The organism is Aeromonas sp. QDB11 (genome assembly GCF_027705265.1).
Classification (GTDB): Bacteria; Pseudomonadota; Gammaproteobacteria; order Enterobacterales; family Aeromonadaceae; genus Aeromonas; species Aeromonas allosaccharophila.
Genome location: NZ_JAPDBM010000215.1, coordinates 1 through 761, shown reverse-complemented (window position 1 = coordinate 761; position 761 = coordinate 1). Strand labels below are relative to the sequence as shown.

The following is a 761-nucleotide window of genomic DNA, read 5'->3' as shown; positions in this document are numbered from 1 at the left end:
CCCAGGTGCTCACAATTGGCCTCCTTGACCGCTTTGAAACAGGCCAATCCATCGGATATCACCGCGCTACCACTGGCAATATGCCGTTTTGCCCAATCAGCAACGGACTTGGTTTTGAAACCATCGACCACCGTCATCCGCATCTTGATTGGATGTCCTTCCTTGTTCAGGGCCACTGCTGCCACAAACGGCGTCTTGCCTGCCGCGCCCCGACCCCGTTTGCCACCACGGCGCTCGCCACCCCAGTAGACATCATCGAGCTGAATGATGCCGCTGATGGGCTGCTTGTCATCGGACTCTTTCATGGCTTGCAGCAGCTTGTGCTTGAGCATCCAGGCGGTGTCATATTTGACGCCCAACTGGCGCTTTAGCTCCATCGCTGACAAGCCTGTTTTGGTTTGTGACAACAGGTGCATTGCCAGAAACCACTTGGTCAGTGGGAGCTTGGTGTTTGCGAAAATCGTGTTTCCAGTCAATGACATCTGGTGACGGCAGTGATTGCATTGCCACACACGTGGCCGCCTTCTCAGGCGACAACAGGTCTTGTTGGCACATTCAGGGCAGACAAAGCCGTTAGGAAAACGCCAAGTGAACAGCGCGTTTTCGCACTGAGCCTCAGTGCCATAGTCCTTGAGAAACTCAAACAGGCTGTAGCCTTTCTGGAATTGGATTTTGCTTTTGGCCATGATCTCGCACCTCGATAACTGTACGTAAGATCAGTATAGTTCGTGGTAACTGACTGCTAATCATGGGTAATCAGG

1 protein-coding gene is annotated in these 761 nt (G+C 52.8%); it reads right to left on the bottom strand.

Annotated elements, in window-relative coordinates; translation table 11 throughout:
* Nucleotides 1-686: IS1595-like element ISKpn3 family transposase (locus tag OKC40_RS22735; protein WP_270797056.1), on the bottom strand; the 686-nt coding region annotated here is incomplete at its 3' end.
* Between the last annotated feature and the right edge of the window lie 75 nt (nt 687-761).